This window comes from Iodobacter sp. CM08 (genome assembly GCF_033446605.1).
Lineage (GTDB): Bacteria > Pseudomonadota > Gammaproteobacteria > Burkholderiales > Chitinibacteraceae > Iodobacter.
In genome coordinates, this window is sequence record NZ_JAWQUO010000002.1 from 82,633 (window position 1) to 95,117 (window position 12,485).

Sequence of the window (12,485 nt, forward strand, 5' to 3'; positions counted from 1 at the left end):
GGGCAATCCGCAGGGCGCTGTATATTGTATAAGCGTTTAGTATTAAGCATGTTTAATTTATTCTGATTTGCAAAGTTGGGCCGTATTTTGTCTATAAATAAGCAGATGATGGCAAGGGCTAATACCTTGTTTCTGTTTGTTTTTAAAGGAAAAAATCATGACCGGTGTTAAATTAGAGTCTAGCTTATATTTTCCTAATCCAGATCACTGGGAAGTGGCCGCAATTGCCTTGGCTTTGCAAGAAGGCTTTGATTGGCACTATCGCTTATTTAGAGAATCAAGCCGCAAGGCTAGAACTCATTTCAAAGATGGCGATTTTCATGCGCAGCGTGCAGAAGTGCGTGATCGAATCGCTTTTTATGATTTACGGGTGATTGAAACCGCAGAGCGGCTTAAACTAGATTTTAATGCAGATAGCTTGCCAGACGCTATTTGGTCGAAAGTTAAGCTTTATTTTATTGGCTTATTGATCAATCATCAGCAGCCAGAGCTGGCAGAAACTTTTTTTAATTCAGTATGCTGCCGTATTTTGCATCGCACTTATTTTCATAATGATTTTATTTTTTATCGCCCAGCAGTCTCTACTGAATATATAGAATCAGAGCCACCTATTTATCGCAGTTATTACCCAATCCAAACTGGCTTGAATGCAACCCTAGCCAAAATGTTTACGGATTTTAACTTAGAATTACCTTTTGCTGATTTGGCCAGAGATGTGCATCGCTTGCTCTTTGCTCTGCATAAATTTTTAGGCCGTTGGCCAGAGTTTGCTTTAAATACCCAAATCCAAGTGTTAGCTTCGCCGTTTTACCGCAATAAAGCAGTTTATATTATTGGTAAAGCGATTCATGAAGATTTAGAAATTCCTTTTGCTTTACCGCTTTGCCGCGATGCAGAAGGGCAATTATTTTTAGATGCTGCTTTATTTGAGCCTTGGCAAATCAGCCATTTGTTTTCCTTATCCCGAGCTTATTTCTTAGTGGATATGGAAGTGCCATCGGCCTATGTGCGCTATTTACAAAAGCTGATGCCAGATAAATCACGGGCCGAGCTTTACACCATGCTGGGCTTAGGTAAACAGGGTAAAACCATGTTTTACCGTGAGTTATTTCATCATCTACGTCATTCCACCGATTCATTTGTATTTGCACCAGGCACCAAAGGGATGGTGATGATTGTATTTACCCTGCCATCGTTTCCTTTTGTCTTTAAAATTATTAAAGACATTATTGCCCCGCCTAAAGAAGTGGATCGTAGCATTGTGAAGGCTAAATATTTATTAGTAAAACAGCATGACCGAGTTGGGCGCATGGCCGATTCGCTAGAGTTCTCTGATGTGGCTTTGCCTAGAGAGCGCTTTAATGAAGACTTATTAGTAGAAATTAGAAAACTGGCCCCGTCTATTTTAGAGGAAACCGACGATAAAGTTATTTTGCGGCATTTATATATTGAAAGACGCATGATCCCATTGAATATCTTTATCGAAAAGCGCCGTGATGATGAAATCAATGCGGTGATTGAAGATTATGGTAATGCCTTGCGTGAATTAGCAATTGCCAATATTTTTCCTGGCGATATGTTATTTAAAAACTTTGGGGTGACCAGAGAGGGCCGGGTAGTATTTTATGATTATGATGAAATTGAATATATGACCGATTGCGATTTTCGCCGTATTCCCCCGCCGCCGGCTCCAGAATTTGAAATGAGCAGCGACACTTGGTTTAGCGGTAATCCTAATGAAGTGTATCCCGAAGAATTTGGCACGTTTCTATTGGGCAGGGATGATGTTAAAAAAGCGTTTATGAAGCATCATGCAGATTTACTTACCGTGGGCTTTTGGAAGAATGCAAAAGAGCGTATTAAGCAGGGCTTTATTGAAGATTTTTTTCCTTACCCACAGGAAGAGCGCTTTACTAAGCGTTTCCCAAATAAATCATAAATGTATGCTAATCATGAAATACACCCAAACAATATGGCTTGGGTGTATTTTGTGGCGTGAAAATAAAATTGGATAATCTTTTTATTTCACCTCAAGTAATTCAACATCAAACACCAGAGGGGCATTTGGGGGAATAACGTCGCCAGCACCGCGTGCGCCATAAGCCAGATCTGCAGGAATAATGAGCGTGCGTTTGCCGCCAATTTTCATCCCTGCCACACCCGCATCCCAGCCCTTAATGACGCGTTTTGCACCAAGTGGAAAGCTAAAAGGGCTTTTACCCACCGAGCTATCAAACAGGGGGCCGTGCTGTTTTTCCGCCTTAGCGTCAAAAAGCCAGCCACTGTAATGCACTGTAACTGTGCTTCCTGCAACAGCTTCTTTGCCACTTCCTACTTTTACATCGATCTGCTCTAGTTTACTTGGGGCCGTAGTAAGTGCAGCTGGGGTGGCCGCCTGGGCGATGCCATTCAGGCTAGCAAGGCCTAGGGCAATACAGAATAAGCGAGATTTCATTTATAAAGCTTCCTAAGTTTACTGTGCGTAAACTATAACACGTCCATAAATAATTTTAGTGTAAGTAAATTGGGTTTTGTGGCGTGACTAAGGCGCATAGTGCGTAGGCATCAACGGGCGTGTATAAAAATGCTTTTTAATAAGGGTACTTCGCTTAAATATATTTAATATCGTGTGGGAATTAAGTTTTTAGTTGATTTTTAAATGGTTTTATTCAGCCGCTTGATTAAAGGGGGCCTCGAAAAACCTATATTTCTAAATAAGACAAGGCGCGTATTAAAAAAATAGACGCTGCATATGCTTGATATGTAAGGAGATTTTTTTAATGCGCAACGCAGTATTATGAGATCAGATGGGTTTTTCGAGGTTACCTAAATAAACAGCTAAATTTTTCATGCTCATCCTTTTAATGGGGATTTCTCGTCGTAAAGCTGCGTTGAAAATTTATAAAATTTTATTAAGTAAGAAGCTATATTAGCGAAGTAAATGATAAACTTATATTTTTATGCGCAGCTTCTTTTATTGGTATATTTATGCAAGTAAAATCAAGTCGTTGGTGGAGGAAAAAGATTGGGCTTAGCCTACACGTTGGCCGTATTGGAAGCTGGCCGCTTGCAAAGAAATTATTACTACTGAATGTATTAGGCATTGCAAGCACTTTGCTCGTCTGCTTAGCACTTTTTTCCGCATCCTATAGCTATATTGCAACTCAGCGTTTAAAAAGTGAAGCCTTAGCCAATGCTCATATTCTGGCTAATAATGTTGCACCCATGCTGGTTTTCAACGATCAAAAAGCGGCAAAAACCTTGGTGCATTCCTTTACTGACATGCCAGATTTACGCTATTTAAGTATTGTAAATACCAAAAATAAAACCTTTGTAGAGTGGGGTGTACTTGCAGCTGATAGCCCGCCGCCATTCCTGATTAAACTGCTGCCACATTCAGCCGTTGAAATGACTTATGACCATATTGTTGTGCTTACGCCAGTTGCACTGGATGGAGAGCCTTTAGGCAAGATTAAATTACAAATTGGCTTTGATGCTATTTATACAGAAACGCTGCAGTTTTTCTTATTTGGGCTAGTCCTGATTGCAATTGCGATTGTGATTGCTTCCATTATTTTAAACCGTTTGCAAGTAAAAGCCTTGGCTCCTATTTTTGAGTTATCTGCTATTGCAGAAAAAGTGGCTTCAGAGCGTAATTATAGTTTACGTGCTCAGCCAAGGGGACGGGATGAGCTTGGGCGTTTGTCTTATCACTTCAATCAAATGTTGGCCAAAATTGAGGCATGGGAAACGGATATTCGTGCAGAGCTGGATCAAAGTAAAGAATCGGCCCGATGCCTAGATCTTTTAGCTAACTATGATAATTTAACTAAGTTACCTAATCGTCATTATTTTAATCAGGCCTTGGCAAAAATGGTGGAGCAATCATTAGTGACTGAGCAGTTTTCAGCACTGATGTTTATTGACTTAGATAATTTTAAATATGTTAACGATCAATATGGGCATGAAGCAGGTGATGCAGTACTGATTATTATTGCCCAGCGCTTAAATGTTTTATTGCGCAGCACTGATATGCCTTGCCGTTTGGGAGGTGATGAATTTGCTGTTATTTTGCCTCATATTGCAAATATAGAAGCTGTAAGCCATTTGGCCGATCGATTAGTTGCGGCTGTTAATCAAGATATTATTATTCACGGGGATATTATGCCTGTGGGTGCAAGTATTGGTATTGCCTGCTGCCCATTACATGCTCGTGATGAAAAAATGCTCTTGCATTATGCTGATTTAGCGATGTATCAGGCAAAAAAAATGGGCAAAAATATGTCTTTCGTTTATTCTGAATAAATATGAAAAAATTATTTATTTTATTTTTAGCATTTTATGTTAATCATGCTTTAGCCGATGGCGATCCTAGTCTGGAAGATCTATTGGATACTGGCTTGTTAAACCCATCTAGGAATGTAGATGCATCGACTGCTTCTAAGTTTTCACAAAGAATTCAGAAAGCGCCTTCTGCAGTGCGTGTTTTAAGCCACGATGATATTGCAGAATATGGCTATCGCACGTTAGGCGAGATATTACGCAGTTTGCCTGGCCTTGATACCAGTTATGATTATGTAAATACTTTTTTAGGGGCAAGAGGGGTTGCTATTCCTGGTGATTATAATACCCGCGTGCTAATTTTAATTGATGGTATTCGCTTAAATAACAATGTATTTGATAGTGCTTTGGTGGGTAATGAATTTCCATTGGACGTTGATTTAATTGATAGGGTTGAATACGCAGCAGGGCCGGGATCGGCCATCTATGGCAATAACGCTTTTTTTGGCGTGGTGAATATTTTAACCCGTGGAGCTTCAAGCCTACGGGGTACCGAGGCATCGCTTGAATATGGCAGCTTTAATACACATAAATTACGTGCCAGTGTGGCAAAAAGATTAGATAACGGTGCTGAATATTTATTATCAGCCAGCCAGTTTTATCGTGGAGGGCCATCTACTACTGCCTATATGGATTATTCTGTTGTTGCACCTGATTTTAAAGGCAGTGCGGCAATAGATGATGAAATAAATAATAATATATTTGCTAAATTTTCTATAGGTGGATTGCAATTAACAGGCGTATTTAGTAACAGAGAGAAAGGTAATCCAGTATTAATGAATTTTACCAATGATCAGCTATTAATTATGAATGGTAAATCAGTTGCAAGTAGCCAGCATGCATTTGTTGGGATGAGTTATGAGTTTAGTTTATTTAATGATTGGAATTTTCAAACGCGTTTAAACTATCACGAAGAAGAGTATCAGGGCAGTAATCCATTTTACTTTGATCCAACGTCCATGTTTATTGCCAAGGAAGATGCAATAGGGCGCTGGTGGGATGGTGAGTTTCAGGTCGTTAATAATCGGCTGGAAGGGCATAAAATATTATTGGGGGTTGAAGGGCGTTTAAATGTAGAGCAATCGTGGCGTAGCTATATTGAAGGCTGGGATAGTCAAGTTAACCGTCAGCAATCTAGTCAACGTTTTGCGGCATTTACGCAGGATGAAATCTCGATTAATGATCAGCTTACTTTTATTGCTGGGGCTAGATTAGATTATACTGAATTTGGAAGTAATGTTAATCCACGATTAGGGCTAATTTGGAATCCACAGGATAAAACAAATTTTAAATTATTGTATGGATCTGCTTTTCGCAATCCTAATTTTTTTGAACAGACACAGAATGAAGCTAATTTTTTTCATGTAGCCAATGCAGAGAAAATAAACACTATAGAGTTGGCCGCTGAGCATTATTTTTCGCCGAGCACTAAGTTTAATAGCTCTCTCTACCACTATAGGATGAGTGATTTAATTGGGCAGGCTAACTATGAGACAGGTCTTGTTTACCTTAATCTGGAAGAAATAAAAAGCATAGGCTGGGAGACAGAGCTGGAGCAGCGTTTTAAAAATGGCCTTCAAGCAAAATTAGCTTATTCATTACAAAGAACCACGATTGCTGGTCATGAGGTGTTTAACTCTCCTCGGCATATGCTTAATTTTAAATTCTCTGTGCCTTTATTCGATTCGCATTGGAAGCTAGCAAGTGAGTTGCGCTATCTAAGCGGCCGAGAAATATTTTTTGGCCATTTAGATCCGCAATGGCTGGGTGATATGAGCCTAAATGGTGAGCTTAATAAAAACTTTTCTATTTCTTTAACTGCACATAATATTGGCGATGTTTCTTATAGAGAAGCAACGCGCATTGCAAATTATGATTCATTTTCAGCTAAACAAGATGGTCGTGATATTCGGCTTAAGCTCAATGTGAGGTATTGATCATGAGCCGCTTATTTTTATTATTCTTGTTTATTTCTGCAAATGCTTGGGCGGTTGTAGATGAGTTTGAGTTGAAAGCTACCTTTATTTTTAGGTTTGCTCAATATACGAGCTGGCCCCCGCCACCTAATAAAGAAACATTGCTGTGTGTATTGGGGCAAAAAGAAATTTTTGATGAATTAGAAAAATTTAAAGATAGAAAAATAAATGGTAACTCTATACGTGTGATTAAATTGCCATCTATTAAAACTGCAACAGATTGCAATGTGGTTTTTATTGGGGCACGGGAAAATTTTAATAGTATTATGCCTATGTTAAGGCCTTTGCCTATTTTAGTGATTGGCGATAGTGCCGATGCTTTTGAAGAAAAAGCGGTGATTGTTTTGGTTACCGAGCCCAATCGTATCAGCTTTAAAATAAACCGCACCCAAGCTAATAATGTTGGCTTGGTGATGAGTGCACAATTACTTAAATTGGCAAAAGAGGTAAGGTGAGTGCGGATGGTTTTTTATTCACGGCAAACAAGACAATTTGCGTGTTATTAAGCAATTCTATTCATTTAATAACTGCCGTGATGCTGCAAGGTAAAAAAAGGCGCAGTCCACGAAAAACACCAGTAGACCCTAATGCCGTTCACTTAAATATTTTGCTTAAGTTTCCCCTTTGTAAAGAGGGAAGCAAAACCAACACCTTAAGTGAACGGCATTACCAGTAGACCCCGTATTAAACGCCAAGCTAAATTTTCTTGAATTTTCAGCGGGCTAAAAAAGCGTCATATACTCGTGTTTTTGTCGGGGATTCAGTAGCGTAGCTGGATTCCCGCCTGCGCGGGAATGACGCTGGTCGTGCAGAGTAAAGCCAATCCTATCAACTTAAGAGCACTGTTGATCGTTAAACCTTAAGCGATCAACTTTGATCTCTCTATTACAAGCGTTGAAACAGCGTAGGGCGGGTGAAACCCGCGTTTCTTTAGTATCGCTCGCGGGTTTCCCCGCCCTACGAATGGCATATTGCTTAAGTTGATAGGATTGAGCGTAAAGCCACTAATCAGGTAATCAAGGATGGGCAAGATATATTGCCTTGGCCCAGCCTAGATTATTTCAGGCTTCACTGGCACAGGCATATTGCTTATCCATTTTGCTGATGCCCAATCCTGATGATTTATGGATTTTTAATTGTACGGGGATGCGCTCTTTTAGCGCCTCCACATGGCTGATGATGCCGATCATTTTGCCGCTGGCATTGAGCTGGTCGAGCGCATCGAGCGCAATTTCTAGCGTTTCGCCATCCAGTGTGCCAAAGCCCTCGTCTAAAAACAGCGAGTCTATCGAGGTTTTATGGCTTACCAAGTCCGATAGCGCCAGCGCCAGCGCTAGGCTGACTAAAAAGCTTTCACCGCCAGAGAGGGTGCGGGTATCCCGTGCCACATCGCCTTGCCAAGTATCGATAATTCCCAGCTCCAGCTCGCCGCTGCTTTTACGTATCAGCTGGTAGCGGCCATGTAGGCGTTCTAGCTGACGATTGGCCAGTTGGATTAAATGCTCTAGCGTTAAGCCCTGTGCAAATTTGCGATATTTTGCCCCATCTGCCGAGCCAATCAGGCTGTTTAGATGCTGCCAAAGATCGTAATCCATTGTTTGGGCATTGATTTGCTCAAATAAGGCTGCTTGGCCCACTTTTCTGGCTGCATCACTGGCGAGCGCGCCGCGAATCTCGCCCTGCTGCTGATTGCTCTGGCAGATGGCTGCAGCAAGCTGGGCCAGCTCTTGTTCTAACTCGGCTAAGCTTTGACTGGTTTTGGGCGCTGCTTTTAATAGCTGCTCGGCTTGCTGGGCTTGGGTGAGTAGGGCATTGGCCTGAATTTTGGCGGTATCAAGCCGCTGCTTTAGCGCGATCAGCTCCGCTCGCTGCACCTCATCCAGCCTTGCTGCCAAAAAGGCGGCTTGGTCTGCAAAGGGGCTGGCAGCCAGCGCCGTGGCCCAGTGATCGGTGGCGGTATTGAGGGCTAGGGTATGATCTGCGGCGCGTTTTCTTAGGGCCAGTGCGGTGCCTGTCTGCTGGTTTTTTTGATCTTGCAGCTGGCTGATTTGTTGGCTACAGGAGGCTAGATCACGCTCTGGCTGGCTTGAATGTAGCGGCTCGCCTGTGGTGCCTGCTGCTTGCTGTTGCCAGTGCGCCGCTTGCTCGCTTGCCACGCGGTTTTCTTCGCCTTGGATATAAATAGTCTGAGTTAGCGCTTGCAAGCCTTGCTCGTTTGCCTGCCAGCTATGCCACTCTGCTTCGCGCTCGGCCAGCCAGATTGTGCTGTTGGCAGGGAGGATTTGCTCAGGTAAAGACAGGCGTAGCGCGTTGGCTTGGGCTTGGTATTGCTCGCTCAGCTTGCTAAGCCTTGCGGCTAAATCTTGGCGATTTTGTAATGCGCTGCTTAGTTTTTGCTCGGTAAGCGTCAGCGCTTGTGTGCATTCTGCCCAAGCTTTTTCGGCGGCATGGCTAGCCGTTTTTGCGGCTTCTAAGGCGGTTTTGCTGCTGCTAAGCTGCTCTAAAGTGGCTTGCGTGGCAATAATCGCCGCATCGTGCTGCTGCCTAAGCTCGGCCAGATCGCCTGGCTGTGCCAGCGTTTGCCAAGCTTGTTCCTGATTGGTCAGCTGGGTTTGTAGCAGTTGCAGCTGCGTTTGTAGGCCCTTAATCACGTTATCTAAGTGATCGTGCTCTTTTCTAAGCGCATTGCCTTGCTCGGTCAGGTTTTCTAGCTCGAGTTGTTTATTGGCTAGCTCCGCCTCGGTGGCGGAAACATTGAGTGCTTGGTAGGCCGCAATCGCAGGGTGCTCAAGCGATCCACACAGCGGGCAGGCGGTGTCGGCCTGTAATTGCTGACGATGCGCTTCTAGATCCGTAATCCGCCGCTCTTGCTCTAGTAGCTTTTGCTTGTCATTGAGCTGCTGCTTGCAACTGGCAAACTGAATTCTAAGCGCGGCTAAATCTTGATCCTTGCTGGCAAAGGCTTGCTGGGAGTCATGCAACTGCTGTTGCACGGCGCTAGCTTGAGCAGCGCTTTGCTGACGGGTATTGCTCAGCTCTTCTAGCTTGTTTAAATCTACGCCACGCGCTAGCAGTGCTTGCCAGTCGGCCCAAATACGGGCTTCGTCCTTGCCTGCAAGGGTTTGCTGCCAGGTATTGAGTAGCGCTTGCTCAGTGGCTAGGGTGTGTTGGTAATGGCTATGGGCGCTGCCCACTTGTGCCTGCTGCTGCTTTACTGTTGCGGCGAGTTGTTCGCTCGCCTCTTGGCCCAGCTCGGTCTGTAAGCTTTGGATGTCGCTATTTAAGCTGGCTAAGCCGCTGAAAGCCACACGCCAGCCACTGAGTTGTTCGCCCAGCTTGGCAAACGCAGGCTGCTGGGCTTGCCTTAGGGTGTTTTGCGCCGCTTGGGATGTGTGCAGTTGTTGTTGCTGAGTGGCGGCTATTTGCGTGGCGTATTGATACGCTTGCCAGCGCTTTTTGCTGTGTAACTGCAGGGTTTCATCTTGCTGCTGCGCCAAGGCGGCCAGTTCTGCTTGGGTTTGTTGGCTGGCTAGCTGGGCATTTTCTAGCGCCGACCAAGGGGCTTGGAGTTTTTCGGCGGGCTGGCTACTGGCCAGTTGGGCCAGCTCTGCCTGCTTGCTGATGAGCTCGGCATCGGCCTGTTGCCGCTGCTGCTCTGCATCTTGCAGCTGGCGCTGGGCAAGGTTAAGCGCCTCGCACCACTGTTTATTATTCTGGCTATTGAGCTGCTGCCTTTTAAGTGCCGCCTCGCTGCTGGCCAGCTCGCTAAGCTGGGCGTGCAAGTTGCTTTTTTGCTCCTCGCTCATTAGCTCCACGCCAGAGGCTTTGGCTTTGAGTTGATCGAGCTCCTGCTTACTGTTTTTGCACTGCTCAAAAACACTTTGCGAAATCTGGCCGTAAATATCGGTGCCGGTGAGCTCTTCTAACAGCTCGGCACGCTCATTGGCATCGGCATTTAAAAACGCAGCAAAGCAGCCCTGCGCCAGTAACATTGATTTAGTAAAACGGCCAAAATCTAGCCCCGTTAGCGTTTCGGTTAGCCTAAGTTTTTCATTAATCTTATCGCTGAGGATTTGTCCTGATGCATCGGCTAGCTCTACTTTAGGGGCTTGCAAAGCGCCACCCGGCAGATTGCGCGCACGGCGCTGGCTCCAAAATGCTCGGTAGCGCGCGCCTTTGACTTCAAACTCCACCTCGGCCAAGCAATCGGCGGTGTGGCGCGTCATCAGCTCATTGCTGCTGGCGGAGACGCTGCTCATTCTGGGCGTTTGGTGATATAGCGCTAGGCAAATGGCATCCAGCAGCGTGGTTTTGCCCGCACCTGTCGGGCCGGTAATCGCAAATAGGCCGTTGTCTTTAAACGGCGCAGCAGTAAAGTCGATCTTCCACTCGCCCTTGAGCGAATTAATATTTTTTAAGCGCAGCGTCAGTAGTTTCATGGCTTGGCTTCCTGTAAGCCCAAAACAATTTCTGTATACAGGCCTTCTAGCTGTTTTTGTAAGCTGGGCTCTAGCTCTTCGCCAGCGATGCGTTGGCTAAATACATCGGCGGGGCTGAGTTCTGCCAGTGTTTCTGTGTGGCCTGGCTGCCAGCTTGCCGCCGTATTACGCTCCTTACGGATACGCAGCACTTCTATGCTTTTGTCGCCAATCATGGCTTGAATACGGCTGGGTAAATCGCTGAGGTAATCGTCTTGGCTGACGAGCACTTCTAGCCATACATTTTGCTCGGCAGTGATTTGGCTGATGGCCACTTCCAGCTCGGCAAGGTTGCCGCGTAAGCTGAGTAGCTCCTGAAACCGTGGCACCGGCAGCGGGGTGACAGCCTGCAAGCCACCATGGTTGAGCGTAATCAGCAGCACTTCTTTAGTCTGCTTTGCCTCGTCAAAGCTAAGCGGGATAGGCGAGCCGCAATAGCGAATATGCTCCAAGCCGCCGACTTTTTGCGGGCGATGAATATGGCCCAGAGCAATATAGTCAGCAGGCGGAAAGGCGCTGGTGGGGAAAGCTTCCAGCGCGCCAACATAAATCTCCCTGACCGATTCGCTGGCGCTGGCCCCTACCGTGGTGAGGTGGCCGGTGGCGACGATAGGTAGCTGCGCTTGTGGATATTCAGCACGTTTGGCTAAGGCCAGTTGATATAGCGCTTGGTAGTGCTTAAAGATGCCATCTTGCAATGAGAGCTGTTTTTCTTCAGCGCTTTGCCCAGCTAGGCTTTGCTGCACATCTCTTGGCCGGATAAACGGAATCGCACAAATAATTGCCCCAGGCGTGCCATCTTTTTGCTTCAGCACTAAAACTTGCTCGGCCAGCTCATCACTCACTCCGGCAATCACCGTAGTGTTTAACTCAGCCAGCAGCGATTTACTTTCACTTAAAGTAGCAACTGAATCATGATTGCCGCCAAGTAGAATCAGCTTGGTCGCAGTTTTTTGCAGGGAAACAATAAAGTGGTTGTAAAGCTCCCGCGCATAACTGGGCGGCGAGCCGGTATCAAAAATATCCCCTGCCACCAGAATAGCGTCCACATCGTGCTCAAGCGCTGTGGCAACTAGCCAGCTTAAAAAAGCCTGATGCTCCGCCTGACGCGTCTTGCCCATAAAATGTTGGCCTAGATGCCAGTCTGAGGTGTGGATGATTTTCATAGTCATGCTCGGGGTACGGAGAGAAGGCTGACGCATGGTAGCGGTTTTTTGCTTTGTAGAATAAGCATGCCGTAAATAAGACGGCTACTTAAGCTACGCTAGCAGGAACGATGCTTGACATGCCATGGCTGAGTCTAGCTTTATTACACTGCTCATCTCCTACGTTGACGCTCTTACAGGTGCTGGAGCGTTGGGCATAAATCTGGCAGCTGACGCTTTCACCGACTTGTCCGCCAAGGGCGATGCAGCGGCAAGGTTTGCTGGTGCTGCCGCGCATGGCAACATAGTGGGGGCTGATGGGGATGGTCAGGGTGGCGGGGACACTACCCTGCGGGGCGGCATCGGTTTCGCCCCAGTAGAAAGAAACACGAAAGTGAGCGCAGCAAGCGCCGCAGGTTTGGCAATGCATCGTATGGGTGAAGGAGGGTGTATTAAGTAAGATGTAGGGGCACGGCATGCCGTGCCCATGATTATAATTTAATATTATGTCAGATAAATGTCAGTTATTTAAGGGGTAATACCAG

General features: G+C 45.4%; 8 protein-coding genes. 4 read left to right on the forward strand and 4 right to left on the reverse strand.

The window, feature by feature from the left end; genetic code table 11:
* Positions 1-157 precede the first annotated feature (157 nt).
* The gene (gene aceK / locus R6242_RS01345; protein WP_318422947.1) at positions 158-1,939 is read left to right on the forward strand and encodes a bifunctional isocitrate dehydrogenase kinase/phosphatase; all 1,782 of its coding nucleotides are present in this window, start codon (positions 158-160) and stop codon (positions 1,937-1,939) included.
* Positions 1,940-2,020: 81 nt separating this feature from the next.
* Here the strand turns inward: aceK and R6242_RS01350 are convergent, their stop codons facing one another.
* Entirely contained in the window at positions 2,021-2,347 is a 327-nt protein-coding gene (locus R6242_RS01350; RefSeq protein ID WP_412099405.1) for an FKBP-type peptidyl-prolyl cis-trans isomerase, read from the reverse strand.
* Positions 2,348-2,988: 641 nt separating this feature from the next.
* On the opposite strand from R6242_RS01350, the gene R6242_RS01355 reads away from it, so the two are divergent.
* From R6242_RS01355 to R6242_RS01365, 3 genes are read left to right on the forward strand one after another with little or no spacing between them, the layout of a single operon-like run.
* Positions 2,989-4,305, forward strand: coding sequence for a diguanylate cyclase domain-containing protein (locus R6242_RS01355; protein WP_318422953.1), 1,317 nt, complete (start codon positions 2,989-2,991; stop codon positions 4,303-4,305).
* 2 nt (positions 4,306-4,307) lie between these two features.
* Entirely contained in the window at positions 4,308-6,278 is a 1,971-nt protein-coding gene (locus R6242_RS01360; RefSeq protein WP_318422955.1) for a TonB-dependent receptor plug domain-containing protein, read from the forward strand.
* Between the two features lie 26 nt (positions 6,279-6,304).
* Positions 6,305-6,772 (forward strand): YfiR family protein, encoded by a 468-nt coding sequence (locus R6242_RS01365; protein ID WP_318422957.1) that lies wholly within the window; start codon positions 6,305-6,307, stop codon positions 6,770-6,772.
* A gap of 606 nt (positions 6,773-7,378) precedes the next feature.
* Here R6242_RS01365 and sbcC read toward each other — a convergent pair.
* From sbcC to R6242_RS01380, 3 genes are all read right to left on the reverse strand, one after another.
* Positions 7,379-10,756: an exonuclease subunit SbcC gene (gene sbcC, locus R6242_RS01370; protein WP_318422960.1), complete on the reverse strand. Its 3,378-nt coding sequence runs from the start codon at positions 10,754-10,756 to the stop codon at positions 7,379-7,381.
* Positions 10,753-11,961 carry an exonuclease subunit SbcD gene (gene sbcD, locus R6242_RS01375; protein ID WP_318422963.1) on the reverse strand — a complete coding sequence of 403 codons (1,209 nt, stop codon included), beginning with the start codon at positions 11,959-11,961 and terminating at the stop codon, positions 10,753-10,755. Before sbcD ends, sbcC begins: the two co-directional genes overlap by 4 nt.
* 88 nt (positions 11,962-12,049) lie before the next feature.
* Positions 12,050-12,418: a YkgJ family cysteine cluster protein gene (locus tag R6242_RS01380; RefSeq protein ID WP_318422965.1), complete on the reverse strand. Its 369-nt coding sequence runs from the start codon at positions 12,416-12,418 to the stop codon at positions 12,050-12,052.
* Between the last annotated feature and the right edge of the window lie 67 nt (positions 12,419-12,485).

Coding starts and splice junctions, on each gene's coding strand:
- aceK (WP_318422947.1), top strand. CDS start 158: ATGACCGGTGTTAAATTAGAGTCTAGCTTATATTTTCCTAATCCAGAT.
- R6242_RS01355 (WP_318422953.1), top strand. CDS start 2,989: ATGCAAGTAAAATCAAGTCGTTGGTGGAGGAAAAAGATTGGGCTTAGC.
- R6242_RS01360 (WP_318422955.1), top strand. CDS start 4,308: ATGAAAAAATTATTTATTTTATTTTTAGCATTTTATGTTAATCATGCT.
- sbcC (WP_318422960.1), bottom strand. CDS start 10,756: ATGAAACTACTGACGCTGCGCTTAAAAAATATTAATTCGCTCAAGGGC.
- sbcD (WP_318422963.1), bottom strand. CDS start 11,961: ATGAAAATCATCCACACCTCAGACTGGCATCTAGGCCAACATTTTATG.
- R6242_RS01380 (WP_318422965.1), bottom strand. CDS start 12,418: ATGCCGTGCCCCTACATCTTACTTAATACACCCTCCTTCACCCATACG.